24 protein-coding genes and 1 pseudogene are annotated in these 26,045 nt (G+C 62.0%); 10 read left to right on the top strand and 15 right to left on the bottom strand.

Annotated features, from left to right (window positions below; genetic code table 11):
• Positions 1–119: 119 nt before the first annotated feature.
• From pcaF to pcaR, 5 genes are all read right to left on the bottom strand, one after another.
• The gene (gene pcaF / locus CCOS864_RS06110) at positions 120–1,325 is read right to left on the bottom strand and encodes a 3-oxoadipyl-CoA thiolase (protein WP_177414832.1); all 1,206 of its coding nucleotides are present in this window, start codon (positions 1,323–1,325) and stop codon (positions 120–122) included.
• A complete protein-coding gene (locus CCOS864_RS06105) occupies positions 1,322–2,101 on the bottom strand; it encodes a CoA-transferase subunit beta (protein WP_115085495.1) in 780 nt (259 codons plus the stop codon). The genes pcaF and CCOS864_RS06105 overlap by 4 nt, the downstream gene beginning before the upstream one ends.
• Complete coding sequence (locus CCOS864_RS06100; RefSeq protein ID WP_115085494.1) at positions 2,098–2,955, bottom strand: CoA transferase subunit A; 858 nt, start codon at positions 2,953–2,955, stop codon at positions 2,098–2,100. The genes CCOS864_RS06105 and CCOS864_RS06100 overlap by 4 nt, the downstream gene beginning before the upstream one ends.
• A 254-nt stretch (positions 2,956–3,209) precedes the next feature.
• Positions 3,210–4,556: a 4-hydroxybenzoate transporter PcaK gene (gene pcaK, locus CCOS864_RS06095; RefSeq protein WP_115085493.1), complete on the bottom strand. Its 1,347-nt coding sequence runs from the start codon at positions 4,554–4,556 to the stop codon at positions 3,210–3,212.
• A gap of 277 nt (positions 4,557–4,833) precedes the next feature.
• Positions 4,834–5,709: a pca regulon transcriptional regulator PcaR gene (gene pcaR / locus CCOS864_RS06090; RefSeq protein WP_174242307.1), complete on the bottom strand. Its 876-nt coding sequence runs from the start codon at positions 5,707–5,709 to the stop codon at positions 4,834–4,836.
• A gap of 602 nt (positions 5,710–6,311) precedes the next feature.
• Here pcaR and CCOS864_RS06085 point away from each other — a divergent pair.
• Positions 6,312–6,512 (top strand): hypothetical protein, encoded by a 201-nt coding sequence (locus tag CCOS864_RS06085; RefSeq protein ID WP_038998948.1) that lies wholly within the window; start codon positions 6,312–6,314, stop codon positions 6,510–6,512.
• Here the strand turns inward: CCOS864_RS06085 and CCOS864_RS28005 are convergent.
• Positions 6,509–6,688 carry a hypothetical protein gene (locus CCOS864_RS28005; protein ID WP_134061452.1) on the bottom strand — a complete coding sequence of 60 codons (180 nt, stop codon included), beginning with the start codon at positions 6,686–6,688 and terminating at the stop codon, positions 6,509–6,511. The two genes, CCOS864_RS06085 and CCOS864_RS28005, sit on opposite strands and share 4 nt — an antisense overlap.
• Positions 6,689–6,854: 166 nt before the next feature.
• On the opposite strand from CCOS864_RS28005, the gene CCOS864_RS06080 reads away from it, so the two are divergent.
• Positions 6,855–8,327, top strand: a complete 1,473-nt coding sequence (locus tag CCOS864_RS06080) for an inorganic phosphate transporter (protein ID WP_115085492.1) — start codon at positions 6,855–6,857, stop codon at positions 8,325–8,327.
• 55 nt (positions 8,328–8,382) lie between these two features.
• Here the strand turns inward: CCOS864_RS06080 and CCOS864_RS06075 are convergent, their stop codons facing one another.
• Positions 8,383–9,861: a helicase HerA-like domain-containing protein gene (locus CCOS864_RS06075; protein WP_115085491.1), complete on the bottom strand. Its 1,479-nt coding sequence runs from the start codon at positions 9,859–9,861 to the stop codon at positions 8,383–8,385.
• Between the two features lie 170 nt (positions 9,862–10,031).
• On the opposite strand from CCOS864_RS06075, the pseudogene CCOS864_RS28670 reads away from it, so the two are divergent.
• The 5 genes and pseudogenes from CCOS864_RS28670 to CCOS864_RS06055 all read left to right on the top strand — a co-directional run.
• A pseudogene (locus CCOS864_RS28670) lies at positions 10,032–11,054 on the top strand (HAMP domain-containing protein); the annotation flags it as partial.
• A 93-nt stretch (positions 11,055–11,147) separates the two neighbouring features.
• Positions 11,148–11,912 (top strand): methyl-accepting chemotaxis protein, encoded by a 765-nt coding sequence (locus CCOS864_RS28665; protein WP_371128668.1) that lies wholly within the window; start codon positions 11,148–11,150, stop codon positions 11,910–11,912.
• 202 nt (positions 11,913–12,114) lie between these two features.
• Complete coding sequence (locus CCOS864_RS06065; RefSeq protein WP_115085489.1) at positions 12,115–13,236, top strand: N-acetylglucosaminyl phosphatidylglycerol synthase; 1,122 nt, start codon at positions 12,115–12,117, stop codon at positions 13,234–13,236.
• Complete coding sequence (locus tag CCOS864_RS06060) at positions 13,229–13,990, top strand: N-acetylglucosaminyl phosphatidylglycerol deacetylase (RefSeq protein ID WP_115085488.1); 762 nt, start codon at positions 13,229–13,231, stop codon at positions 13,988–13,990. The genes CCOS864_RS06065 and CCOS864_RS06060 overlap by 8 nt, the downstream gene beginning before the upstream one ends.
• Positions 13,987–14,991, top strand: a complete 1,005-nt coding sequence (locus tag CCOS864_RS06055) for a glucosaminyl phosphatidylglycerol flippase (RefSeq protein ID WP_115085487.1) — start codon at positions 13,987–13,989, stop codon at positions 14,989–14,991. The genes CCOS864_RS06060 and CCOS864_RS06055 overlap by 4 nt, the downstream gene beginning before the upstream one ends.
• On the opposite strand, the gene CCOS864_RS28160 is transcribed toward CCOS864_RS06055, so the two are convergent.
• Both CCOS864_RS28160 and purU read right to left on the bottom strand, forming a co-directional pair.
• The gene (locus CCOS864_RS28160) at positions 14,966–15,139 is read right to left on the bottom strand and encodes a hypothetical protein (protein ID WP_166675645.1); all 174 of its coding nucleotides are present in this window, start codon (positions 15,137–15,139) and stop codon (positions 14,966–14,968) included. The genes CCOS864_RS06055 and CCOS864_RS28160 overlap by 26 nt on opposite strands.
• Positions 15,140–15,162: 23 nt before the next feature.
• Positions 15,163–16,014: a formyltetrahydrofolate deformylase gene (purU, locus tag CCOS864_RS06050; protein WP_115085486.1), complete on the bottom strand. Its 852-nt coding sequence runs from the start codon at positions 16,012–16,014 to the stop codon at positions 15,163–15,165.
• A gap of 312 nt (positions 16,015–16,326) precedes the next feature.
• Here purU and mvaT point away from each other — a divergent pair, with 312 nt between their 5' ends.
• On the top strand, positions 16,327–16,704 hold the full coding sequence (gene mvaT, locus CCOS864_RS06045) for a histone-like nucleoid-structuring protein MvaT (protein ID WP_045197447.1): 378 nt from the start codon (positions 16,327–16,329) through the stop codon (positions 16,702–16,704).
• A 77-nt stretch (positions 16,705–16,781) separates the two neighbouring features.
• On the opposite strand, the gene sbcB is transcribed toward mvaT, so the two are convergent.
• The 3 genes from sbcB to CCOS864_RS06030 all read right to left on the bottom strand — a co-directional run bounded on the left by sbcB (position 16,782) and on the right by CCOS864_RS06030 (position 19,146).
• Complete coding sequence (gene sbcB, locus CCOS864_RS06040) at positions 16,782–18,212, bottom strand: exodeoxyribonuclease I (RefSeq protein WP_115085485.1); 1,431 nt, start codon at positions 18,210–18,212, stop codon at positions 16,782–16,784.
• Positions 18,213–18,273: 61 nt separating this feature from the next.
• Entirely contained in the window at positions 18,274–18,633 is a 360-nt protein-coding gene (locus tag CCOS864_RS06035; RefSeq protein ID WP_115085484.1) for a PilZ domain-containing protein, read from the bottom strand.
• A 126-nt stretch (positions 18,634–18,759) separates the two neighbouring features.
• Entirely contained in the window at positions 18,760–19,146 is a 387-nt protein-coding gene (locus CCOS864_RS06030; RefSeq protein WP_115085483.1) for a tetratricopeptide repeat protein, read from the bottom strand.
• 229 nt (positions 19,147–19,375) lie between these two features.
• On the opposite strand from CCOS864_RS06030, the gene pyk reads away from it, so the two are divergent.
• Positions 19,376–20,827 (top strand): pyruvate kinase, encoded by a 1,452-nt coding sequence (gene pyk / locus CCOS864_RS06025; protein WP_115085482.1) that lies wholly within the window; start codon positions 19,376–19,378, stop codon positions 20,825–20,827.
• 62 nt (positions 20,828–20,889) lie between these two features.
• Here the strand turns inward: pyk and CCOS864_RS06020 are convergent, their stop codons facing one another.
• Positions 20,890–21,828 (bottom strand): iron-sulfur-binding ferredoxin reductase, encoded by a 939-nt coding sequence (locus tag CCOS864_RS06020; protein ID WP_115085481.1) that lies wholly within the window; start codon positions 21,826–21,828, stop codon positions 20,890–20,892.
• Positions 21,821–22,933, bottom strand: coding sequence for a GGDEF domain-containing protein (locus tag CCOS864_RS06015; RefSeq protein WP_115085480.1), 1,113 nt, complete (start codon positions 22,931–22,933; stop codon positions 21,821–21,823). Before CCOS864_RS06015 ends, CCOS864_RS06020 begins: the two co-directional genes overlap by 8 nt.
• Before the next feature lie 315 nt (positions 22,934–23,248).
• On the opposite strand from CCOS864_RS06015, the gene CCOS864_RS06010 reads away from it, so the two are divergent.
• On the top strand, positions 23,249–24,772 hold the full coding sequence (locus CCOS864_RS06010) for a fumarate hydratase (protein WP_045197431.1): 1,524 nt from the start codon (positions 23,249–23,251) through the stop codon (positions 24,770–24,772).
• 143 nt (positions 24,773–24,915) lie between these two features.
• On the opposite strand, the gene CCOS864_RS06005 is transcribed toward CCOS864_RS06010, so the two are convergent.
• Positions 24,916–25,845, bottom strand: a complete 930-nt coding sequence (locus tag CCOS864_RS06005; RefSeq protein WP_115085006.1) for an IS110 family RNA-guided transposase — start codon at positions 25,843–25,845, stop codon at positions 24,916–24,918.
• Positions 25,846–26,045: the final 200 nt, after the last annotated feature.

Genomic DNA, 26,045 nt, shown 5'->3' with positions numbered 1-26,045 from the left:
GGCTACTTTCTCTTGGAACTACAGAGAGTCTAGATACACCCAGTAACATCCACGATCCACAGAACAATCACCCCAGGCCGCCAACCTTGCGTGGAGGCCGGCGGCTCGGGATCATTGCTTTACACCCGCTCGATGGCCAGGGCCAGGCCCTGGCCGACGCCGACACACATGGTCGCCAGGCCTTTGCGCCCGCCGGATTTCTCCAGTTGGTGCAAGGCGGTGAGGATCAAACGCGCGCCGCTCATGCCCAGCGGATGACCGAGGGCAATGGCGCCACCGTTGGGGTTTACCTGCGGTGCATCGTCGGCCAGGCCGAGTTCGCGCAGCACGGCCAGGCCCTGGCTGGCAAAGGCTTCGTTGAGTTCGATGACATCGAAATCGGCCACCGCCACGCCCAGGCGCTCGGTCAGCTTGCGCACGGCCGGTACCGGGCCGATGCCCATGACCCGTGGCGCAACGCCGGCACTGGCCATGCCCAGCACCCGCGCCCGCGGGGTCAGGCCATGTTTCTTCACGGCTTCGGCCGAGGCCAGGATCAACGCCGCGGCGCCGTCATTGACGCCCGAGGCATTGCCGGCGGTGACGGTCTTGTCCGGGCCGTTGACCGGCTTGAGCCGGGCCAGGGCTTCAAGGGTGGTGTCGGCGCGCGGGTGCTCGTCGTGCTCGACCACGGTTTCGCCCTTTTTATGGGCGATGCGTACCGGCACGATCTCTTCGGCGAAGAAGCCCGCAGCCTGGGCGGCGGCCGTGCGCTGCTGGCTGCGCAGGGCGAAGGCGTCCTGATCGGCACGTGATACCTGGTAGTCATCGGCGACGTTGTCGGCGGTCTGCGGCATCGCATCGACCCCGTACTGAGCCTTCATCAGCGGGTTGATGAAGCGCCAGCCGATGGTGGTGTCTTCCAGCTTCATGTTGCGCGAATAGGCGTTGTCAGCCTTGCCCATGACGAACGGCGCACGGGACATCGACTCGACGCCACCGGCAATCGCCAGCTCCATTTCACCGCTGGCGATGGCGCGAAAGGCCGTGCCCACCGCATCCATACCCGAGGCGCAAAGGCGGTTGAGGGTCACTCCCGGCACGCTTTGCGGCAAGCCCGCCAACAACAGCGCCATGCGCGCGACGTTGCGGTTGTCTTCACCGGCCTGGTTGGCGCAGCCGAGGAACACTTCGTCGAGTTGCTCCCACTGTACCTGCGGGTTGCGCTCGATCAGCGCCTTGAGCGGCACCGCCGCCAGGTCGTCGGCGCGCACGCCGGCCAGGGCGCCACCGAAGCGGCCAATGGGGGTGCGAATGGCATCGCAGATAAAGACGTCACGCATCAGGCTTCTCCTGGCGCTTGGCCGTGGGCGGCGGCGGTGCGCGCTTCGAGGTCACGCAAGGCATTGAGCTCGACTTCGCTCGGCGCGACGGTGGTTTGCACGTCGTCGGCAAAACGGATGGCCCAGCCGGTGGCGTCGGCGATCTGCTCGCGGGTCACGCCCGGGTGGATCGAGGTCACGACAAACTCATGGGTGCCGGCTTCCGGCTCCATGATGCACAGGTCGGTGATGATCCCCACCGGACCTTCGCCTGGCAGGCCCAGGCGTTTGCGCGAATCGCCGCCTTCGCCGTGGCCGACCGAAGTGATGAAGTCGAGCTTGTCGACAAAGGCGCGGTTCGACTGCTTGAGGATGATCAGTACCTGCTTGGCGGAACCGGCGATCTCCGGCGCGCCACCGGCACCCGGCAGGCGCACTTTCGGCTGGTGATAATCACCGACCACAGTGGTGTTGATGTTGCCGAAGCGGTCGACCTGGGCGGCGCCAAGGAAACCCACGTCGATGCGCCCGCCCTGCAGCCAGTAGCGGAAGATCTCGCCGGTCGGCACCACGGTGTCGGCCGTTTCAGCCAGCTCGCCGTCACCAATCGACAACGGCAGCACGCTCGGCTTGGCACCGATCGGGCCGGACTCGTAGATCAGCACCACATCCGGCGACGAGGTCAGGCGCGCCAGGTTGGCGGCCTTGGACGGCAGACCGATGCCGACGAAACAGACTGCGCCATTGCGCAAGCGACGGGCTGCGGCAACGGTCATCATTTCATTGGTGGAGTAGCTCATTGTGCAACCTCCGCGCTGGCCAGTTTTGCCTTGAATTCAGTGAAGTCGGCGGTGCCGCGAATGTACTGGTCGATCCACGCCGTGAAGCTTTCGCGGCTGCGGGCAATCGGGTCCCAGGCCTGGTAGAAGCGGTTGTCGCGCTCGTAGTAACCATGGGCGTAGGACGGATGCGCACCACCGGGTACCAGGCACACCGCAGACAGCGCCCAGGTCGGCAGCACGCAGGCATTCATCGGTGCCTTGAGGTCGTCGACGATCTCCTCGACCGTAACGATGCAGCGCTTGGCCGCCAGGGCCGCTTCCTTCTGCACGCCAAGGATGCCCCAGAGCAGCACGTTGCCTTTGCGGTCGGCCTTTTGCGCGTGGATCACGGTAACGTCCGGGCGTACCGATGGCACGGCGGCGAGGACTTCGCCGGTGAATGGGCAGGTAACGCTCTTGATCAGCGGGTTGACCTTGGGCAGGTCGGAACCGGCGTAAGCCCGCAGTACTGCGAACGGAAGGCCCGAGGCACCGGCGACGTAGGCGTTGGCCAGGTCGGCGTGGCTGTGTTCCTCGATTTCGATCGCGTGCGGCCACTGTTTTTCAACGGCGTCGCGCAGACGATGCAGGGAACCGACACCCGGGTTGCCGCCCCAGGAGAAGATCAGCTTGCGGGCGCAACCGGCGCCGATCAGCTGATCGTAGATCAGGTCAGGGGTCATGCGTACCAGGGTCAGATCTTTCTTGCCCTGACGAATGATTTCATGCCCGGCGGCAGTCGGAATCAAGTGGGTGAAGCCTTCGAGGGCGACGCTGTCGCCGTCGTTGACGAACTGCTTCACGGCGTCGTGGAGCGAGAGGATTTCAGCCATTGCAGACTCCTGGATATGCTGAGTCGGGGTCGGTTTCAAGGCGCCTTGGGCGGCGCCGGGTATGGGTTCAGATTAAGGGGGGCTTGGGGGCGGTTCAATCCGATAATCGACTAATTGTTCGATTATCGAACCGATTGTTGTCTTGCTAAGAACCCTTGTGGGAGCTGGCCTTGCCAGCGATGCGGGCACCGCGCAAAGCCAGGCATAGCGTCGATACCATCGCCGGCAAGGCCAGCTCCCACAGGCTGCCGATATCAGGTCGCATCCGCGTGACTGACCATGCCCTTGATGATCACCGCGGTAGTGGCGAGGGCCGCCGGGATCACCAGCGCGGTCAGCACCTGCTCGAAATTCCAGCCCAGGCCCAGCAGGGTCGCGCCCATCCAGGCCCCGAGGATCGCGCCGAAGCGGCCGATGCCGAGCATCCACGACACACCGGTGGCGCGGCCCTGGGTCGGGTAGAAACGCGCCGCCAGTGACGGCATCGCCGATTGCGCACCGTTGACGCACATACCGGCAACCAGCACCAGGGTTGCCAGCACGGTGATGTTGCCCAGGCTCTGCCCTACTGCGTAGGCAAATACCCCTGCCAGCAGGTAAAAGACACCAATGACCTTGTGCGGGTTGTAACGGTCCATGGCCCAACCCACTGCCACGGCGCTGAGCACACCCCCAAACTGGAACAACGCGCCGATAAAGGCGGCCTGTTCCATGCTCGCGCCACTGTCACGCATCAGCGTTGGCAGCCAGCTGGTCAGCAGGTAGACAATCACCAGGCCCATGAAATACGTCAGCCACAGCAGTAGGGTGCCGACGCTGTAGGTACCGGAGAAGATCACCGCAAACACGTTGCGGGCTTTGACCGTCTTTTGCTCCGGCACGCTGAAGCTCGACGCCTGGCCGACAATGGCCGGCTCGATCGGGGCAAGGGTCTTGCGCACCTTATCGGTGCCACGGTTGCGTACCACCAGGTAGCGCGCCGACTCCGGCAGCCAGAACACCAGCACCACTGCCAGCACCAACGGCAGCAGACCGCCGATCAGCAACAGGCTGTGCCAGCCGAACGCCGGGATCAGCTTGGCGGAAATGAAGCCGCCACCGGCCATGCCCAGGTTGAAGCCGCAGAACATGCTGGTCACCAACAGCGACTTGTGCCGCTCCGGGGTGTATTCGGACAGCAGCGTGGTGGCATTGGGCATGCCCGCGCCCAGGCCCAGCCCGGTCAGAAAGCGCAGCACCAGCAACTGGTCGACGTTGGTGCTGTAGGCAGACGCCAGGCTGAAGGCGCCGAACAGCACAACCGCCCCCACCAGTACCACCTTGCGCCCGAAACGGTCGGCCAGCGGCCCGGAACCCAGCGCACCGAAGACCATGCCGATCAAGGCGGCACTCATCACCGGCCCCAGGCTGGCCCGGTCAATGCCCCATTCCTGGGACAGGGCCGGGGCGATAAAGCCCATGGCGGCGGTATCGAGGCCGTCGAGGAAGACAATCAGGAAGCACAGGATTACCACCCGCCATTGGTAGCGCGACAGCGGTTGGCTATTGATAAAGGACTGCACATCAAGGCAGTTTCCGACAGCAGCTTGAGGACTATTCATTATTTTTATCCAGAAGAAGCGCGCGAGTGTGCGGGTGCGCGCATGAACGGCACAGGCGAACAGGAACAGGTTCGGAAAGCTGGATCAGCTGCCGCGCAGTCCAGCGTAGGACAGGTGCAAGCCGTGCGGGGACAGGAAGTCGGTCATGGGGCGTTTGCCTCTCGCTCATTATTATGGGCGGTCAAGGCAGGTTGACCGCTGCGAGGGACATTAATAAGCAGGCGGGCGCGGCGCAATTCGATAAACGCATCTCTGTGCGTTTATCGAACAGGAACGTTCAGGCGAACAGTTGCGCGCTGAGGTCGCGGCTGGCGGCGAGCATGATCGGCAGGAAGCGCTGCTCAAGCTCGGTGCGGCTGACCCGGCCGGCATGGGTGCTGACGTTGAGCGCCGCCAGGACCTGGCCAGAGGCGTCATAGACCGGCACGGCGATCGAGCGCAAACCTTGCTCGAGCTCCTGATCGACCACGCACCAGCCCTGCTGGCGAACCAGCTGCAGGCACTCGAGCAAAGCCACCGGGTCGTGAATGGTGCGACTGGTCTTGGCCTGCAGGTCGGCATGCTCGAGGTATTCGTGCAAGGTCGCGTCGTCCAGCGCCGCCAATAGGATACGGCCCATGGAGGTGCAATAGGCCGGCAGGCGCCCGCCGACCGAGAGGTCGACCGAAATCAGACGCTGCACGGTGGCCGAACGGGCGATGTAAAGAATGTCATCGCCTTCCAGGGTAGCCATATTGCAGGCCTCGTGCAGTTGATCGCTCATCCGGTCCAGATAAGGCTGCGCCGACACCGCCAGGGGGGTCGACGACAGATAGGCGTGGCCCAGGGTCAACACCTTGGGCAGTAACGAGTAAGTGCGCCCGTCGGTGGTGGCATAGCCCAGCTTGATCAGGGTATGCAGGCAACGCCGCACCGCCGCCCGGGGAATCTCTGTGCGGTGGCTGATCTGGGCGATGGTCAGGTGACGCTTGCGCTCCTGGAATGCCTGCACCACCGCAAGGCCGCGGGCCAGCGAGGTCATGAAATCGGGGTCACCGGTAAAGGCCTGGATGCGTTTGGCCGGCGAGGCGACGATGGGCGGCGCCAGGGACGCAAACGAGCTACGCACGTTATCGTTCAACCCTGGCCCTTTGGGCGTTGTTTCTTCTGTCATGGCTAACCTCGGAAAAACGGTCACTGGTGCGATTATCGAACCATCGACCGATAATCGCAATTGACCGCTACCCACAATTGCTTATACCTTTCTACCGCCACAACGTGGCTTCTTGGAGAGACTGGTCAGGTACCCACCGTAGAAGTCCCAGGCACGGCCTTGCCCACGAAGCGAGGCCGTTTTTCCTTCCTCCGTACAACGCGGGGCTGCAAGCCGAAAACTTTTCTATTGCCTCCGGTGCCAATGCCAATCTCGGCCGTCTGACGACTTTCATAACTTGGTAACAAAACTGGCGCTTGTTTGGTCCTATCTACAATAGAGAGTGCTACTGTCAGACTATCTGCTTGCTATAATAAAACTTCGTAACCCTGCCCCAAGTAGGGTTGCTGCGGATCCAACCGCCTCTGCCCAGGCAGACAGAAGCGGACCGCTGCAAGTGCCATTAACGTGAATAGCCCGTTGTTCACATTCGCTTGCACAACCAGAACCTACTGTTGCTGCGACAGTTATGCCGCTCTGGCAGCGTAGCCGTGTGCATATTGCGCCCCGCGCTGTTTGCCCGCGTAAACGCCAGGGTTTATATCCACACTACAGGTAGTACTGTGACCAAAGATGAACTGCGCGCAGAACTAGAGCGCCAGGAGCAACGTTACAAGGAAGTCTATGGTGGTGAAGTCACCACTTACGCCGCGCAACCCGATCCGGAGCGCAAGCCATGGCGCAAGCGAGCAAGCGTGCTTGACCAAGCCTTCGCCCAGGAACTGGAAAAAATCGAGAAAGAACTCAAGGACCAGGCGCCCTAGCCCGCTGCTGCAGGCAGCGCAAGCAGGCCATTGAACGGCGTACCGGGGGCGCTTTTGCCGGCCCGCAATGCTGCGGATTTTTGCGCGGTCCACAGCATGCCGTAACGGAATTTCACAAATTTCATACGGTCGTTTGATTTTTTCCTGACAACCAGACCTGAGTGCAAACCTTTCATTTTTCTCGATTTTTTAGCATTTTAGCCGACGTTAAGCGAAGCATCGCCGCCTCAACGGGTTGGGCGCCGGGCTAGAAAAGTCGTCGAGCGGTCAGCAGCAGGGGCATCGATTACCGGGGATTTCTGGCATAATCGCGCCCCCTTATGACCGGGTCAGAATTCCTTCATGATCGATTTATTCAGCGGACTTGATGCCTGGGTACTGGTGAGCTTGCTGCTCGCTCTGACCTTCGTACTCGCCTTCGAGTTCATCAATGGCTTTCATGACACCGCTAACGCGGTAGCTACAGTCATCTATACCAAAGCCATGCCGCCGCACCTGGCCGTGTTCTTCTCCGGCGTGTTCAACTTCCTCGGGGTTCTGCTCGGCGGTGTCGGCGTGGCGTATGCCATCGTTCACCTGCTGCCGGTCGAACTCCTGATCAATGTGAACACCGGCCACGGCCTGGCGATGGTCTTCTCTCTATTGGCTGCCGCCATCACCTGGAACCTGGGCACCTGGTACTTCGGGATCCCGGCGTCCAGTTCGCATACGCTGATCGGCTCGATCCTGGGCGTGGGCCTGGCCAACGCCCTGATCAGCGACATTCCGCTGGGTGACGGGGTCAACTGGCAGAAGGCAATCGATATCGGCATGTCGCTGGTACTGTCGCCGATGGCCGGTTTCGCTGTCGCCGCGCTGGTGCTGCTGGGCCTGAAATGGTGGCGGCCGCTGTCGAAGATGCACAAGACGCCGGAACAGCGCCGCAAGCTCGACGACAAGAAGCACCCGCCATTCTGGAACCGCCTGGTCCTGGTGATTTCAGCCATGGGCGTAAGCTTCGTGCACGGCTCCAACGACGGTCAGAAAGGTATCGGCCTGATCATGCTGGTGCTGATCGGTATCGTTCCGTCCGCGTTCGTTCTCGACCTGAACAGCACGACCTACCAGATCGAGCGGACCCGCGACGCCACCCTGCACCTGAACCAGTTCTATCAGCGCAACGAAGCGACCCTGGGCGAATTCCTGGCCCTGGGCAAAGCCAAAGAAGGCGACCTGCCAGAACAGTTCAGCTGCAACCCGCAGCAGACCGAGCCGACCATCAATGCCTTGCTCGATTCGCTCAAAGGCGTGGCCGACTACCGGTCGCTGACACCGGAAAAACGCATTGAAGTACGTCGTTACCTGCTCTGCCTGGACGACACCGCCAAGAAGGTCGGCAAGCTGCCAGGCCTGCAGGCACGCGAGAAGGCGGACCTGGACAAACTGCGCAAGGACCTCACTGCCACCACCGAGTACGCCCCGTTCTGGGTGATTCTCGCGGTCGCCCTGGCCCTGGGCCTGGGTACCATGGTCGGCTGGAAACGCGTAGTGCTGACCATCGGCGAGAAGATCGGCAAGCAGGGCATGACCTACGCCCAGGGCATGTCGGCACAGATCACCGCAGCCTGCGCCATCGGCATGGCCAACATCTTCAGCCTGCCGGTATCGACCACCCACGTACTGTCCTCGGGTGTGGCCGGTACCATGGTGGCGAACAAGAGCGGCCTGCAAGGTGGCACCGTCAGGACCATCCTGCTGGCCTGGGTACTGACCCTTCCGGCCACTGTGGGCCTGTCGGCAGGCTTGTTCTGGCTGGCGACCAAAGCCATCGGCTAAAGCACCCCGCAGTAAAAAGGCGCCCCGAGGGGCGCCTTTTTTATGCCTGATACAATCAGCGGCGCTTGCTGCCACCGAGCAACGAGCCCATCAGGCCACGCACCAGCTGGCGACCGAACTGGTTCGCCGCCTGGCGTACCGCCGACTTGATCGCCTGCCCCGCCGCGCTCTGGAGGAACTCGCCGGCCTTGTCGGCAAAGCTCTCTTCAGCCGCTGCCGGTGCTTGTTCAGGCGCAACCGCGCCGCCTTTGCGGGCATTGAGCAGCTCATAGGCCGATTCACGGTCTACCGGCTTGTCATAACGCCCGACCAATGGCGAAGCGGCAATCAGCGCCGCCCGCTCAGCAGCGCTCAGCGGCCCGATACGCGACTGCGGCGGCGCGATCAGCACACGCTGGACCATGCCCGGCGTGCCTTTTTCCTGCAGGGTACCGACCAGTGCCTCACCGATACCCAGCTCGGTCAATACGCTCAGGGTGTCGAATTCCGGGTTGGGACGGAAGCCATCGGCCACGGCCTTGAGGGATTTCTGCTCCTTGGCGGTAAAGGCCCGCAGGCCATGCTGGACGCGCAAGCCCAACTGCGCCAGGACATCATCCGGCAGGTCGCTCGGCGACTGGGTGACGAAATACACCCCTACGCCTTTGGATCGGATTAGCCGCACCACCTGTTCCAGGCGGTCCTGCAGGGCCTTGGGGGTGCCGTTGAACAGCAGATGCGCTTCATCGAAGAACAGCGCCAGTAACGGCTTGTCGGCATCGCCGCGCTCGGGCAATTGCTCGAACAGCTCGGCCAGCAGCCAGAGCAGGAAGGTCGCATAGACCTTCGGCGCTTCATGCACCAGGCGGCTGGCATCGAGCAGGTGAATGCGTCCGCGGCCATCGGCATCCGGTTGCAGGATGTCTTCCAGCTGCAAGGCCGGCTCGCCGAACAGCGCTTCGGCGCCCTGCTGCTCCAGGGTTGCCAGTCGCCGCAACAGGGCCTGGCTGGAGCCTGTGGTCATCAGCGCACTGTCTTCACCGAGCAGTTGCGGGTTGTCCTTCAAGTGCGCCAGCAGGGCCTTGAGGTCCTTGATATCCAGCAGCAACAGGCCTTCGCGGTCGGCGACCTTGAACGCGGCATACAGTGCGGCCTGCTGGCTGTCGGTCAGCTCCAGCAGATTACCCAGCAGTAGCGGGCCCATTTCACTGAGGGTGGTGCGCAACGGATGACCGGACTGACCGTGGATATCCCACAAGCTTACTGGATAAGCCTGAGGCCGATGCCCCAGCCAGGGCATGCCGGCAATGCGTTCGGCCACCTTGCCCTGGGGGTTGCCCACTGCGCCCAGCCCGCACAGGTCGCCTTTGACGTCGGCGGCAAATACCGCCACGCCCGCGTCACTGAAGGCTTCGGCCATATGTTGCAGGGTCACGGTCTTGCCGGTACCGGTCGCCCCGGCCACCAGGCCGTGACGATTGGCCAGGCGCATGGCCTGGGCCACCGGCTGTCCGGCAAGGTCGGCGCCGAGCACGAATTGCGAAGAGTCAGGCATGTTTTTTCACCCTCTGTTTAAAGCTTTGGCTTGAAACGGCCGATATTAAATAGCGATAGACCACCAGGAAGACAGGAATAGCCCGACAAGGAATTGGGACCTGCACCGCTTTTCACGCTGTTCTTTGTGCGAACGACCCGGATAACAAGACCTTAGCGGACCGACACGTTATGAACAAAAGCCTCCGATTCAGCCACAAGATCCTATTGGCCGCCTCGCTGATCGTCATGATCGCCTTTACCCTGTTTACTTTGTACAACGATTTCTTGCAGCGTAATGCCATTCGCGAGGATCTGGAAAACTATCTTGAGGAAATGGGCGAAACCACTTCGACCAATATCAAGAACCTGTTTGACGGTCGTATTCTGCTGGTACAAAACGTTGCACAAAACATTGCCGCGTTTCCCGAGGCCGACAAAATCGGCACCCTGCTCGGCCAACAGGCCCTGGTCTCAAGTTTCCTGACGATTTACCTGGGTGATGTCAACGGTGGTTTTACCATCCGCCCACAAACCAAGATGCCGGACGGCTACGACCCGCGCGTACGCCCCTGGTACAAGGACGGCATGGCGGCCAACGGACCGATCCTGACCGAACCCTATATTGATGTCAGCACCGGCAAGATGGTCATCTCGGTAGTCGCGACCGCTGCGCGCAATGTCGGCGTGGTCGGTGGCGACCTGGCCCTCGATGGCCTGACCGAGATCATCAACTCGCTGAACTTCGGCGGCATGGGCTACGCCTTCCTGATCAACGATCAAGGCAAGATCCTCGTGCACCCGGACAAGAACCTGGTGATGAAGTCGCTGTCGGACCTGTTCCCGCAGAACACCCCGCGCATCAGCAAGGAACCGAGTGAAGTCCAGCTCGACGGCAAGACCCGGATCCTCAGCTTCGCCCCGGTCAAGGGCCTGCCTTCGGCCAACTGGTACATCGGCCTGTCGGTAGACAAGGACGAGGCCTACTCGATGCTGAGCAAGTTCCGCACCTCCGCGGTGATTGCCACCCTGGTCGCCGTGGTCATCATCATCGCCCTGCTCGGCCTGTTGATCCGCGTGCTGATGCAACCGCTGCACACCATGACCCGGGCCATGGAAGACATCGCCGAAGGTGAAGGCGACCTGACCAAGCGCCTGGCCATTCATAACCACGATGAGTTCGGCATCCTCGGTAGCGCCTTCAACCGCTTCGTCGAGCGCGTCCATGGCTCGATCCGCGAAGTGTCCTCGGCCACCGAGCAGGTCAACGAAGTGGCCCTGCGGGTGGTCAGCGCCTCGAACTCGTCGATGGTCAACTCCGACGAGCAGTCCAACCGCACCAACAGCGTGGCCGCGGCGATCAACCAGTTGGGTGCTGCCGCCCAGGAAATTGCCCACAACGCCGCGCAAGCCTCGCAACAGGCAAGCTCGGCACGGCATCTGGCCGAAGAAGGTCAGCAGGTGGTCGATCGCAGCATCCAGGCGATGAACCGTCTGTCGGACCTGATCTGCACCTCCAGCGCGCACATCGAGACGCTCAACAGCAAGACTGTGAACATCGGCCAGATCCTCGAAGTGATCACCAGCATCTCGCAGCAAACCAACCTGCTGGCGCTCAACGCCGCCATCGAGGCAGCACGGGCCGGTGAAGCCGGTCGCGGTTTTGCCGTGGTCGCCGATGAAGTGCGCAACCTGGCGCACCGCACCCAGGAGTCGGCGCAACAGGTGCAGAACATGATCGAAGAGCTGCAGGTCGGCGCCCGCGAGTCGGTCGACACCATGGGCCAGAGCCAGCGCCACAGCCAGGACAGCGTCGAGATCGCCAACCAGGCCGGCGAGCGCCTGGGCAGCGTGACCCTGCGCATCGGCGAGATCGACGGCATGAACCAGTCGGTGGCCACCGCCACCGAGGAACAGACCGCCGTGGTCGATTCGATCAACATGGACATCAACGAAATCAACATGCTCAACCAGGAAGGCGTCGAGAACCTGCAGTCGACCCTGCGCGCCTGCGCCGACCTGGAGCAGCAGGCCAGCCGCCTGAAACAACTGGTGGGCAGCTTCCGTATCTGAACTTGAGCTGCAAGCGGCAAGCTTGAAGCTGCAAGAAGAAACAGAGCCGAATGCGCTTGTCTTTTTCTTGCAGCTTGTAGCTTGCAGCCAGCCGCTGCCGAACCCCATCGAACAAACTATCCTTCATAGAGGTCAACCTTAGGGCGCGTCTCCAGCGGCGAAAAGCTGCCTGGCGACACACTCTGGAGACGATCTCGGAGGGATGCTGATCGTGCACATCGCTGACATCACCATGTTCTACGCCCCTGCCAGTGGCGGCGTGCGTACCTATCTTGATGCCAAACACCGCCGCCTGGGCCTTACTCCCGGTGTCCGTCACAGCCTGTTGATCCCCGGCGCCAGCGCCAGCCACGACAACGGTATCTACAAGGTACCGGCACCGGCCCTGCCGTTCGGCAACGGCTACCGCTTTCCCCTGCGCCTGGCGCCCTGGCGCAATGTCCTGCAGGATCTTCAGCCCGATCTGATCGAAGTCGGCGACCCTTACCTGACCGCCTGGGCAGCCCTGGATGCCCGCCGCCAGCTCGACGTACCCGTGATCGGCTTCTACCATTCCGACCTCCCGCTGCTGGTGAGCAACCGCATGGGCAATTGGTTTACGCCCAATGTCGAAGCCTACGTCAGCAAGCTCTACGGCAACTTCGACCGGGTCCTGGCGCCGAGCCAGGTGATGGCCGACAAGCTGCGCGGCCTGGGCATCGATAATGTTCACGTGCAGCGCCTGGGCGTCGACCTGACGACCTTCAACCCGCAGCACCGCGATCTGTCTCTGCGCCGTGAACTGGGTATAACCGATACCACCCGCCTGCTGGTGTTCGCCGGGCGCGGCTCGCGGGAGAAGAACCTGCCGGTGCTGCTCGACTGCATGAAACGCCTGGGCAAGCACTACCATCTGCTGCTGGTCGGCTCGCACATGCCGGCCAATGTGCCAGCCAATGTCAGTGTCATCGATCACTTCTGCCCGGCCAGCGAAGTCGCCCGCCTGCTGGCCAGTGCCGATGCCCTGCTGCACGCTGGCGACCAGGAAACCTTCGGCCTGGTCATTCTCGAAGCCATGGCCAGCGCCATCCCGGTCATTGCCGTGGCCGCCGGGGCCTTCACCGAAATCGTCAATGACCAGTGCGGCCGGCTGTGTACGCCCAACGATGGCTTGGCCATGGCCCGCACGGTCAGGGAGGTGTTCGAGGTCGGCGCCCGGCAAATGGGCCTGCAGGCCCGCGCCCATGTCGAGCAGCACTACGCCTGGGACACCGTGGTCAACGGGCTGCTGGAACATTACCGGGCAGTGCTGGGCCACCCGATGCTGGTGCGCGCTCATGCCTGAGCATGCTGATCGACAAAGCCTGCTGCTGGTGCTGCATGATGTTGCGCCGGAAACCTGGCCGGACTACCAGCCTTTCGTCGAAGCGGTCGATGCCCTGGGCGACATTCCCATGACCTGGCTGGTGGTGCCGGACTTTCACAAACGCAATGCCCTGGAGCATTCGCCCGGTTTTCGCCTGATGCTTGACCGGCGCCTGCAGCGTGGCGACGAAATGGCGCTGCATGGCTACTTTCATGCTGATGACAGCCCGCCGCCACGCTCGCCGCGGGACTACTTCATGCGCCGGATCTACACCTGGGAAGGCGAGTTCTACAGCCTCGACCAGGCCCAGGCACGCGAGCGTCTGGAGGCCGGCATCGCGCTGTTCCAGCGTTATGACTGGCCACTGGCGGGCTTCGTCGCCCCGGCATGGCTGATGAGCGACGGTACACGCCAGGTATTGCGCAGCTTGCCGCTGCGCTATACCAGCGACTCGCAGCACATCTATCAACTGCCAGACTTCAGCCCGATCCCCGCGCCCGGCCTGGTCTGGAGCGCCCGTAGCCGTTGGCGGCGAGGCCTGTCGAAAGTGCTCTGTGATATGCGTGAAACGCGCCTGCGCCAGGCCCCGGTCATCCGCCTGGGCCTGCACCCGGTGGACATGCGCCATGGCTTTTCCCGCCGCTACTGGCTGCAAACCGTGCAACGCCTGTTGCGCCAAGGCCGCGAACCGCTGACCAAATCCGCCTGGCTGGCCAGCAGGCACGGCCGGTGAACCGCCTGCTCTGGCTGCTCCTGGCGCTGATTGTGGCGTTGTTGGTGCCGGCGTTGCTCGGCGGCAGCGAGCTGTTGTCGCGTCTGCGTGGCTTTGCCCCGCACCTGCTGCTCGGCCTGTTCGCCATGATCGTGCTGTGCTGGATCATCAACGCCGTCCGCCTGCGCTTGCTGCTCGGCAGCCAGGGCGCGGCGTTGGGACGCTGGCGCAGCCTCGGCGTGATCATGGCCACCGAGTTCGCCATCTGCACCACCCCGGGCGGCAGCGGTGGCCCGCTGGCGCTGATCGCCTTGCTGGCCCGCGACCGCATTGGTCCTGCGCGCAGTAGCGCAGTGTTTGCCGCCGACCAGCTCAACGACCTGCTGTTCTTTTTCTGCGCCATGCTGGGGATCGCCGGCTACACGCTGTTCCACAACCTCAACCGCAGCCTGGAAAGCATGTTGCTCGGCAGCGCGGTCTTGATGTTCGCAGCCTTCGGCGCTTTGCTCGGACTGGTGCGCTACCGCCGCGCGCTGCTGTGCCTTAATGGCCGGCTGCTGCGCAGGCTCAAGATGGCCGCCCCCAGGCGTCGGCGCTGGACGCGCAAGCTGCTGCACTTCTTTCGCGCCTTCGGCGAAACCTGGCGCCTGCCCAAGCGCACCCTGGCACTGGTGTTTGCCCTGACCTGCGTGCATTGGGGGTTACGTTACAGCGTGCTGTACCTGGCGCTGCGCGGGCTGGGCGTCGACCTGCAATGGATACCGAGCTTTCTGGTACAGATGCTGTCGCTCAGCGCCGGTCAGTTCAGCCTGCTGCCGGGTGGCGCGGGCGCCGCCGAAATGACTTCGGCCGCGTTGCTTTCGCCCATGGTGGGAACGTCCACCGCGGCGGCGGCAATCCTGATCTGGCGGTTGGTGACCTATTACTTCTATCTGCTCGCCGGTGGCCCGGTGTTCCTCTGCCTGCTGGGTCGGCCATTGCTGCAGCGCTTGCGCCTCAGTCAAGCGCGGATTCGTCGCTAGCCGGCTTGACCCGCTCCCAGAGCTCGGCGGCACCGGGAAAATCGGTGCCGTCTTCGCTGTCCAGCGCATCCGGGTCGTAGCGGCTCAGGCAGCCCTCGCCGAGGGTCGGCGGGGCCTTGGAGGTGGCCTTGTCGAGGGGATCGGCCATGGGGCAACCTCCTGCACTGAGGCTTAGTTGAACACCACGGTCTTGTTGCCGTGCACCAGCACGCGGTCTTCCAGGTGGTAGCGCAGGCCACGGGCCAGGACCATCTTCTCGACATCACGGCCGAAACGCACCATGTCTTCGATGCTGTCGCTATGGCTGACGCGGACCACGTCCTGCTCGATGATCGGGCCGGCATCCAGCTCTTCGGTGACGTAGTGGCAGGTAGCACCAATCAGCTTGACCCCACGCAACGAAGCCTGGTGGTACGGCTTGGCGCCAACGAACGACGGCAGGAAGCTATGGTGGATGTTGATCACCTGCTGGGCGTATTCCTGGCACAGTTGCGGCGGCAGGATCTGCATGTAGCGCGCCAGCACCACCACGTCGGCACCGTGCTCCTTGACCAGGCGCGACACTTCGGCAAAGGCCGGCTGCTTGTTCTGCGGGTCGACCGGGACATGGAAGAACGGGATGCCGTGCCACTCGACCATGCTGCGCAGGTCATTGTGGTTGGAGATCACGCAGGGAATATCGCAATCGAGTTCCTTGGTGTGCCAGCGGTGCAGCAGGTCAGCCAGGCAGTGGGACTCACGGCTGGCCATCAGCACCACGCGCTTCTTCTGGTCGGTATCGGTGATACGCCAGACCATCGAGAACTCTTCGGCGATCGGCGCGAACGCTTCGCGGAACGCCTCGATGCCGAATGGCAGGGTTTCGGCGCGGATTTCGTGGCGCATGAAGAACCAGCCGCTCTGCTCATCGGAGTGATGGTTCGCTTCGTTGATCCAGCCGTTATAGGACGCCAGGAAATTACTGACTTTGGCGACGATGCCAACACGGTCGGGGCAGGCAATCACCAGCCGGTAGGTGCGCATGAAATGGACTCCAGAAACTTTCGCAAAGGCGCACATTCTAGCGAGTGCCCGACAAAACTGCAGTACTCATTGCGCGCGGCCTGTCGCCTGCCCAGGTAGCACCGTACGGGGTGCACCCGCCTGGTGCGGTGGGCCGGCGACTAAGTTAACTATTGGAAAAAAGTCTTAGTTTGTAAATTTTTCTTAACCTATTCTATCGAGGTGATTAACAATTCATTGAGCTAATTGCCCGCTTTAATGTTTACTTGGGGGTACCGTCTGATTATTATTGCCGCACTGTCTCTCTAAACCTTCATTTCCAAGGAACGCCTCATGTCCCTGATCAACGAATATCGCGCTACCGAAGAAGCCATCAAAGAACTGCAGGCGCGTTTGCAGAACCTGTCGCAAGACGACAAGCTGCAAACCGAGCTGGAGTTCGAAGGCAAACTGCGTGCACTGATGGGCGAATATTCGAAGTCCCTGCGTGACATCATTGCGCTGCTGGATCCAGAAGCCAAACTGAACAAAGCCCCTCGTGGCGCGGTAAAGACCACCGGCACCAAACGTGCGCGCAAGGTCAAGCAATACAAAAACCCGCACAACGGTGAAGTCATCGAAACCAAAGGCGGCAACCACAAAACCCTGAAAGAATGGAAAGCCAAATGGGGTGGTGACGTGGTTGAAGGCTGGGCAACCCTGCTGGGTTAATACGCCCGCTGGTAACCATGTGTTACTCGCTAAAAAAAACGCCAGCTTAGCTGGCGTTTTTTATTTTCAACGATTGCTTACATCCCCAATTGCAACTTCAATGCCTGCACATGGCTGCGCCACTGGCCAAGCAGCGCCTGTTGTTCGGCATCGGCTTGCGCCCAGCAGTCCTGCAAGGCCCGCTCGAAATCCCCGAGGGTATTGGGTGCGCCCATCAGCGGATCGCTCAAGCGTTGCTGGCAGAAGGTTTGCCAGCGCTGGCGTTCTTCGGCATTCAAGGTTTCGCTAAAATTACGCGCGCGGTAGCGAAACAACAGTTCCGGCAAACGTTCATCATCGAACATCCACTGGCCCTGCCCCAATTGCTGCGGATCGACACTGCGCACTTGCTCGCACAAACGACGATCGCGGTCGCCAAGAAAACCGTCATACAACTGCTGTTCCGGGTCTTCACTGGGGGCAAACTCCTCGGCGCTATAGATCACCGGCAATTTGTCCTGCCATTGTCCTGCTGCAGCTATCAGGCTCGCGGCTCGCGCCTGATAAACAGCCATATCCAGTTCCAGACGCTGCTGATCTTCGCCGCGCAATACACTCAAGGGCGCGACCACCGGGCAGCGATTGATATGGATTAGTTTCAGCGGCACCGGCAATTGTCCGTCAGGCATTTCCTCGCGACGTGTGTATAAACGCTGACGCAGTGAATCAGCATCCTCATCTATCAAGGGTTGAGCATCCAGATGCAGGTCACAGACAATCAAGGCATTGCGATTACGCGGATGCCAGGCCAGGGGTAATACCACGCCTAAATAATTGCGTGCGGCAGAGAAGCGTCCGGAAATATGCACCAGCGGTTGTAATAATCGAATCTGGTCGAGGACTTTCTGCTTGCTGCGCAGTTGAAACAACCAGTCATAAAGCTTGGGCTGTTTCTGTCGGATCAATCGCGCAAGTGCAATGGTGGCGCGCACGTCTGACAGCGCTTCATGGGCCTGACCATGGTCGATGCCGTTGGCGGCAGTCAGCAACTCCAGGCGCAAACTGGTGCGACCGTCCTGTTGCGGCCAGACAATCCCGTCCGGGCGCAGGGCATAGGCAGTGCGGACGATGTCGATCAAATCCCAGCGGCTGTTGCCGCCCTGCCACTCGCGGGCGTACGGATCAAAGAAGTTGCGATAGAGGCTGTACCGGGTGACCTCATCGTCGAAACGCAAGCTGTTGTAACCAGCACCACAAGTACCTGGGCGCGCCAGTTCGGCATGCACCCGGGTCATGAATTCGGCTTCGCTCAAACCCTGGCTGGCCAGCTGCTGCGGGGTAATGCCGGTGACCAGGCAGGCCTTGGGGTGGGGCAGGATGTCGTCGCTGGGCTGGCAATAGAAGTTGATCGGCGCCTCGATCTCGTTGAGGTCAAGGTCGGTGCGCACCCCGGCGACCTGCAAGGGCCGGTCGTTGCGCGGGTTGATGCCGGTGGTTTCGTAGTCGTGCCAGAAAATGCTGGAGCTCACGGGGTCGTCCTGAACAGAAGATCGACCAGAGTCTAGGGCCACAGGCCCGTCACGGCCAGCGTCAGGCCGAAGCGTTCAACGGATGGAAGCTGAAATAGTTGCGCAGGGCGCGCACCAGTTGCTCGTAGTCGCGCGGCGCCTGCAGCAGCATGAAGCCGGAGTCGTAATGCCCGGGCGTCTGGTCTTCATGGCTCCACAGGCAGCTGGCGGTAAGGTTGATCGGGTGCACGGTGCCGTCGCGACCAGGGACTTTGAGTTGCAACTCGAAATCCGGGCCGACCAGCATCGGCAGCTGGCTGATCAGCATCAGGCCGTCTTCAGACACATTTCCCAGGTAGCCGATGGGCTGGTCGGTGAAGCGGTTGAAGACTTTGAGAAAATAAGGGAGCTGGTGACGCTCGATGCGGCGCTCGTCAAACATGGTCGGGATCGCTGTCGAAGACCCTTTTAGCAGGGCCGCGCTAGGGCTGCTGATTTTCATTCATCTCAGCAACAAGATTAGCGCACCCTGACCCGCGCGTCACAATCAGACCTGCTGACTTTAGTATTAACGCCAAGGCGTGGTCGTGACCGGGCGGGCAATCGCCGCTTCGCCGGTGCGGTAGTGACCCAGTTGCTCGAGGGTCTGCAGGCGGGCACGGGCACGGAAGGCGTATTCGCTCTGTGGGTAGCGCTGAAGGATGAACTGGTAGGTCTGTGCCGCATCGACGAACAGCTTCTGCCGTTCCAGGCACTGGCCGCGCAGCAGCGACACTTCCGGCTGGATGAACGGTCGGGCACGGCTGGTGCGTTCGACCTGGGACAGCTCCAGCATCACCTTCTCGCAGTTGCCCCGGTCATAGGCGCGGTAGGCGTTGTTCAAATGATGGTCCATCGACCAGCGGGTACAGCCGACGACGCTGGTGGCCAGGGCTAAAACGATCAAGGCTCGCATGGGGGATCTCCTGTATTGAGCAGTGTATCGGCTTTGTACGGAAAATCTGTAGACGTTGCTGGCTGCAAGGGCCTCATCGCCGGGCAAGCCCGCCCCCACAGCGGCCGCGCTCGGGCCCTGCCGCCGTTCAAACGCCACCCGCGCTAACCGGCAGGTAGTGCAAAGGAACAATGACTACAGCGATTTTCCGGAGTAGCCTTTCGCTGCGCTTCACTATAGGAGTCTGTGCATGACCATCCGCCGTACCAAAATCGTCGCCACCCTTGGCCCCGCCAGCAACTCGCCGGAAGTGATCGAGCAACTGATCCTTGCCGGCCTGGATGTCGCTCGCCTGAACTTCTCCCACGGCACGCCTGACGAGCACAAGGCTCGCGCGCGCCTGATCCGCGAAATCGCCGCCCGCCTGGGCCGCCACGTGGCGCTGCTCGGTGACCTGCAAGGGCCGAAGATCCGTATCGCCAAGTTCAGCAACAAGCGTATCGAACTCAAGGTCGGTGACCGCTTCACCTTCTCCACCGCCCACCCGCTGACCGAAGGCACTCAGGAAATCGTCGGCATCGACTATCCGGACCTGGTCAAGGACTGCGGCGTCGGTGACGAACTGCTGCTCGACGACGGCCGCGTGGTCATGCGCGTAACCAGCGCCACTGCCGATGCCCTGCACTGCGAAGTACTGATCGGCGGCCCGCTGTCCGACCACAAAGGTATCAACCGTCGCGGCGGCGGCCTGACCGCCCCGGCCCTGACCGAAAAAGACAAGGCCGACATCAAGCTGGCAGCCGAAATGGACCTGGACTACCTGGCCGTTTCCTTCCCACGCGATGCCTCCGACATGGAATACGCCCGTCGCCTGCGCGACGAAGCCGGCGGCAGCGCCTGGCTGGTGGCCAAGATCGAGCGCGCCGAAGCGGTCGCCGATGACGAGACCCTCGACGGCCTGATCGCCGCCAGTGACGCAGTCATGGTTGCCCGTGGCGACCTGGGCGTGGAAATCGGCGATGCCGAGCTGATCGCGATCCAGAAGAAGATCATCCAGCACGCCCGCCGCAACAACAAGGCGGTGATCGTTGCGACCCAGATGATGGAGTCGATGATCCAGAACCCGATGCCGACCCGTGCCGAAGTATCCGACGTGGCCAACGCCGTACTGGATAACACCGACGCGGTGATGCTGTCGGCCGAAAGTGCCGCCGGTGCCTACCCGATCGAAGCCGTACAGGCCATGGCGCGCATCTGCCTGGGCGCGGAAAAGCATCCGACCAGCCAGAAGTCCAGCCACCGTCTGCACACCCGCTTTGAGCGCTGCGACGAAAGCATCGCCCTGGCGGCCATGTACACCGCCAACCACTTCCCCGGCGTCAAGGCGATCATCGCCCTCACCGAAAGTGGCTACACCCCGTTGATCATGTCGCGCCTGCGTTCTTCGGTGCCGATCTACGCCTTCTCGCCGCACCGCGCCACCCTGGCCCGCGCCGCGATGTTCCGTGGTGTGTACCCGGTGGCCTTCGACCCGGCAGCCCTGCCGGCCGAGAAAGTCAGCCAGGCGGCAGTCGACGAGCTGCTGCAGCGTGGCGCGGTCGAGCCAGGTGACTGGGCGATCCTGACCAAAGGCGACAGCTACCACACCATCGGTGGCACCAACGGCATGAAGATCCTGCACGTCGGTGATTCGCTGGTCTGATGCTCGGACACTGCTGAACAAAGCCCTGCAGCCTGTGCTGCGGGGCTTTTTTTTGGCCGGAATCAGGCGTGACCGATGAAAATGTCGGCGAACAGCTGGTTGCGCGGCAGGCCGGCGAGGAACATGCGCCGGGAAAACTGTTCGACATTGGCTGCAGAGCCACACGCCAGGGCCACGGTCTGGCGTGACTGCAAACGTAACGCCGCCAGGGCCTGGGGCAATTGAGCCGGGGTCAGCAGCTCGACCTGCAGCGGCGGGTGGCGGCTGGCCAGCGCCGCCAGGGCCGGCGCCAGGTAATGTTCCCGGGTGTCATGGGCCAGGTGCAGCAAGCGAATCGGGCCGTGATGCTCCTGGCGCAGCGCCTCGCGCAGAATCCCCCACAACGGCGCCAGCCCCGTACCGGCGGCCAGCAGCCACAACGGGCGTTCCTGCCAGTCCGGATCGTAATGCAGGGCCCCGCCGCGCAACTCGCCCAGGCGCAGCGTTGCACCGAGACTCAGTTGCCGCGCGGCATCGCAGAAAGCGCCGGGTTGCCGGCAATCGAGATGAAACTCCAGAAAGCCCTCCTCCCCCGGCAGGCTGGCCAGCGAGTAAGGCCGGGCGACCCCGTTCGGGCTCCACAACACCAGGTGCTGGCCGGCCTGATAGCGCAGCGATCTTTGTGGCTCAAGACGCAGGCGCAGCACGGTCGGGCTCAGCCAGTCGAGGCCGGTAACCTGGGCCGGCAAGCCATCCTGGAGCGGGTCGAACAAGGCCACCTGCAAGTCTTCCTCGACGCTGCACTGGCACGACAAGCGCCAGCCTTGCTGGCGTTTGTCCGCCGCCAGGGCATCGGGCCGGGCATCCCCCGGCTGGCCCTGCAGGCAGCGCACCAGGCAGGCGTGACAACTGCCCGCGCGGCAACTGTAGGGCACCGACAACCCGGCATCATTCAAGGCATCGAGCAGGTTGCTGCCCGGCGCCACCGTCCATTGCCGCTCACCGACCCGCAACTCAGGCATCGACGGCCTCCCAGGCGGCCAGGCAGCGATTGCGTCCGCTGCGCTTGGCCCGATACAGGGCCTGGTCGGCGCGCTGCAGGGCATCATCGAGGTCATCACCTTCGCTCAGCAGAGTCATCCCTGCCGACAGGCTCAACGGTTCGACCCGCAATCCGACGGCCGGTGGCTGGGCCAGGGCAAAAGCCTTGCGCAGCCGCTCGCAACAGCTGGCCAATTGCTCTTCGCTGCAATCAGGCAGCAACAGCACGAACTCTTCACCGCCGTAACGGGCCAGTACTGCAGTGTCACCCAGGCAGTCGCTGGCGATCGTGGCAAACACCTGCAGCACCTGGTCACCGGCGGCATGACCATACACATCATTGATACGCTTGAAATGGTCGAGGTCGATCAGCGCCAGGCCATGGCAACTGTCCGCGCGCATCCGCTCCAGTTCGCAGGTGGCCAGGCTCAGGAAGTGCCGACGGTTGAACAGGCCGGTCAGCTCGTCGGTGGCGACCAGGTCTTCAAGCTGGCGCATCATGCCGCGCAAGGTGTCCTGATGGGCTTGCAGGGCATAGCGCCGCTGGCGCATGCGCTGGCGTGCGGCCTGAACATAGCGGGCATACAGGCACAACCAGCACAGCACCACCAGCAAGGCACAGGCCTGCAACGCCAGCAACGACCCATCGAAATGTGCTGCCTGCCAAGCCTCCCAGGCAATCAGCCCAACGAAACTGCACAACACCAGCAGCGCGCAGCGCACAAACACCCGCCCGCTCAGGTGAAACAGGCCGAACATCAGGATCAAGGGGTAGAACATCAGGAAGGTGCCGCGGCCCTGGTCAAGCTGGGCCAACAGCCAGGTTTGCCAGGCGATCGCCAGCAGCACCTGGAACTCGGTCAGGCTCGGGTCGTTAAAGCGCAGGTTGCGGCCGCTGGCGAACACCCAGCCGAGCAGCAACTGGCACACCAGCAACAGGCCGCTACCCAGCAGCAAAGCATTCAGGGAGGCTTGCAGATGACCGCTCAAAAGCGCCACCCAGACCAGCGCCAACACCAGCAGATAAGTGCCAGCCGCCATGAGAAAGCGTTTGAGGAGAAGTTTCTGCAGCGCTGTTTCGGTCACAGGTGACTCACCGTGCTCTGGCCAGGGCAGAGGAATGGGGCATGGCCAACCGCCACTTTAGGGTGTGTGAAGAATAATTGCCATGTTTGCACAAATCGCTCGGGCAAACGCTCAGGCAAGAACAGTGCCCGGCCACTGCCGACCTTGGTGGGGACCTTTGGTACGTGTACCAGCGGCGGATGCGCGCTATACTGCCGCGCCTTTTTTGCGCCGACAGCCTTGCGTTGGCGCCTGTTGAAGGTCGTTTCGACACCTCGGCCAGTCCGCGTCGGAATACCTTAATGAATGTTCCCGTCTTTAAGAGGAGCGCGCTGCATGACCGTGATCAAGCAAGACGACCTGATTCAGAGCGTTGCCGACGCCCTGCAGTTCATTTCGTACTACCACCCCGTTGATTTCATCCAGGCCATGCATGAGGCCTATCTGCGTGAAGAGTCGCCTGCTGCGCGCGATTCCATCGCCCAGATCCTGATCAACTCGCGCATGTGCGCCACCGGCCACCGGCCGATCTGCCAGGACACCGGTATCGTCACCGTGTTCGTGCGCGTCGGCATGGACGTTCGCTGGGACGGCGCGACCATGAGCCTGGACGACATGATCAACGAAGGCGTGCGCCGCGCCTACAACCTGCCGGAAAACGTCCTGCGTGCCTCCATCCTGGCCGATCCGGCAGGTGCGCGTAAAAACACCAAGGACAACACCCCGGCGGTCATCCACTACTCCATCGTCCCGGGCAACACCGTGGAAGTGGACGTGGCGGCCAAGGGCGGCGGCTCCGAGAACAAGTCGAAGATGGCCATGCTCAACCCGTCCGACTCGATCGTCGACTGGGTGCTCAAGACCGTTCCGACCATGGGTGCTGGCTGGTGCCCACCGGGCATGCTCGGCATCGGCATCGGCGGCACCGCCGAGAAAGCCGCGGTGATGGCCAAGGAAGTGTTGATGGAATCCATCGACATCCACGAGCTCAAGGCCCGTGGCCCGCAGAACCGCATCGAAGAGATCCGCCTGGAGCTGTTCGATAAGGTCAACCAGCTGGGCATCGGCGCCCAGGGCCTGGGCGGCCTGACCACCGTGCTCGACGTCAAGATCATGGACTACCCGACCCACGCCGCCTCGTTGCCGGTGTGCATGATCCCTAACTGCGCCGCCACCCGTCACGCCCACTTCGTGCTCGACGGTTCCGGCCCGGCTGACCTGGAAGCGCCATCGCTGGACGCCTACCCGGAAATCGTCTGGGAAGCCGGCCCGTCGGCCCGCCGTGTCAACCTCGACACCCTGACCCCGGAAGACGTGCAGAGCTGGAAGCCGGGCGAGACCATCCTGCTCAATGGCAAGATGCTCACCGGTCGCGACGCTGCGCACAAGCGCATGGTCGAGATGCTCAACAAGGGCGAAGAACTGCCGGTCGACCTCAAGGGTCGCTTCATCTACTACGTTGGCCCGGTTGATCCGGTTGGTGACGAAGTGGTTGGCCCGGCCGGCCCGACCACCGCGACGCGGATGGACAAGTTCACCCGTCAGATCCTCGAGCAAACCGGCCTGTTGGGCATGATCGGCAAATCCGAGCGCGGCCCGACCGCCATCGAAGCGATCAAGGACAACAAGGCCGTGTACCTGATGGCCGTCGGCGGCGCTGCCTACCTGGTAGCCCAGGCGATCAAGAAGTCCAAGGTCCTGGCATTTGCCGAACTGGGCATGGAAGCGATCTACGAGTTCGAGGTCAAGGACATGCCGGTCACCGTCGCGGTCGACAGCAACGGCGAATCGGTACACATCACCGGCCCAGCGATCTGGCAGCACAAGATCGCTGAAAGCCTGGCGGTGGAAGTGAAGTAAGCCGTAAAGGTTTGCTGATAGAAAAAAGCGGCAGGGGATTATTCCCCTGCCGCTTTTTTTTTGCCTGTACCGGCCTCATCGCTGGCAAGCCAGCTCCCACAATGGCTCTTCATGCACCTGACCTGTGGGAGCAACTGTCTTGATCAGGCTGTTTGCTCTCGCCAAGGGGTATTGTCCCGCAGCATTGCATTCAGCCTGACGATCAGCACCCGCATGCAAGCTACGAGTGCCACCTTGGCGCACTTGCCACGTGCCCGAAGTGCTTCGTAGCGTGCTTTAAATTCTGTGTTGTGACGGATGATGATCCAGCTCGACATGTACAGCACTCGCCTTACATGGGCCCGACCACCCCATATCTGGCGGTGCCCTCGATGGCTACCACTATCGTTGTTGTAAGGCGCTACGCCCACCAGAGCGGCGATCTGACGGCGGTCCAACTGCCCCAGTTCAGGCAGTGAGGCGAGCAGATTTGCGGCGGTTACCCGACCGATTCCGGTCACTGCCAATAACTGACGCGCCCTAGTATCGTCCAGTTGCACCATCGCCTGATCAATTTCTTCGTCGAGGCGTTTGATCAGCACTTTCAGCTGCTCTATATGCTCATCGAAGTGGGCCATCACTGTTGCCGAGCGACATTGCTGGCGACGCCGCTTGTCGTCATCACGGCTCTGCACAAATTGGGCGCGCTGCTTCACCAACTCGCGCAGCTCTTCGCGTTCCGGGCTGACCGGTTGGCCTTGAGGGGCGCTGAGGTGTGCAGCGAAGTCCGCAAGGACTTCGGCGTCGATCTTGTCGGTTTTGGCTTTTTTACCCATGGCATCGGCGAATTTTCGGGCACGGGCTGGGTTGATGCAGATGGTTTCCAGTCCTGCTGAGGCCAGGGCGATCAACACATCTTTCTCGTAGCCGCCTGTCGCTTCGATCAGCACTCGACTGATATTGAAGTCCTTCAGACGCTCAAGCAACGCCTCGAAGCCTGCGGAGTTGTTGGCCACTTCGAAGCGAATTTTCTGAGGCTTGATGCAGATTTCCAAAGTGGCTTTGGCAGTGTCGATTCCAACAGAAGACAACATGGCTGAACCCTCTTACACTCAGTTGTGAGAGCGCTCTGGCTTGGCCCACGCTTGTGATTCGAGAGGCGCTCAATCAACTGTTCGGGCTCGGGCCAGAGTGGAGAGGTGAATGGCAGCTTTGCTCCCACACGTGCTTTAAGCACTACCGGCGTACAGCTTGCCATTCACCGCTCTCACTTCTGATTCTATTCCTTCCTCAA

Source organism: Pseudomonas wadenswilerensis (assembly GCF_900497695.1).
GTDB classification, from domain to species: domain Bacteria; phylum Pseudomonadota; class Gammaproteobacteria; order Pseudomonadales; family Pseudomonadaceae; genus Aquipseudomonas; species Aquipseudomonas wadenswilerensis.
Note: the sequence above shows the minus strand (reverse complement) of the source record. Positions and strands in the feature narration are given on the sequence as shown.